The organism is Alcanivorax sp. HI0083 (genome assembly GCF_001635175.1).
The window spans coordinates 1-644 of the sequence record NZ_LWFX01000147.1 but is presented as its reverse complement, the minus strand read 5'-3'; the positions used below and the strand labels follow the sequence as shown (position 1 = coordinate 644).

The window sequence follows — 644 nt, the reverse complement described above, 5'->3', positions numbered from 1 at the left end:
ACCAGCGTCGCACGGATAGATTGCGCCAGAGTCTTGATCTCACTCTCCGCCGCTTTATCGGTTACCGCTTGCTGGAGGTTATTGGCCTGGGTTTGCAGTGTCTGCTTGCCTTCAGCCTCGGGCAGCTCTGCCACCCCTTCGGCCAGCAGCGCGGAAAATTCCGACATCTCGGCATATTCTTCCGGGCTGACAATCTCGCCATCCACCACGGCATTGATATAGTCCGCCCCCACATACTCAACCAGCTGGACAAGGGCGGTCTGGTTGGCGGCATGGGCAGGCAGGGAAAAACAAAAAAACGCGAGCAGGACCCCGAAGAAAGGACGGACCAGGAAGGTGCGCGGCATAGGCTTGAACTCGATTCAGTACATTAAAGGCGAGTCATTATCATTTATGTCTTTGCCTGCATCAAGCTAGTCATAACTCTTAATAAAGCACGAGAGTTCCAGGATCGGGTCAACCCACGGTAAACGCCAGCACCTTGCTGATATGCGCCTGGGGCCGCCCACTTTCCGCCTGCCAGGTGTTGAAAGCCGCCTGCGCGGCTTTCTGGTCCCGCTGGCTCGCCGGGGGTTTGTCGATAATGTTCTGCGCTTTCAGCGCGGCTACCACATCGCCAGTGGGATACCAGGTGTCGCGCCCCA

At 57.1% G+C, this 644-nt stretch carries 2 pseudogenes; both read right to left on the bottom strand.

Annotated features, from left to right (window positions below):
• Positions 1–347, bottom strand: a pseudogene (locus A3754_RS01600) (cytochrome C); the annotation flags it as partial.
• A gap of 109 nt (positions 348–456) precedes the next feature.
• Positions 457–644 (bottom strand): annotated as a pseudogene (locus tag A3754_RS01595) (DNA-3-methyladenine glycosylase I); the annotation flags it as partial.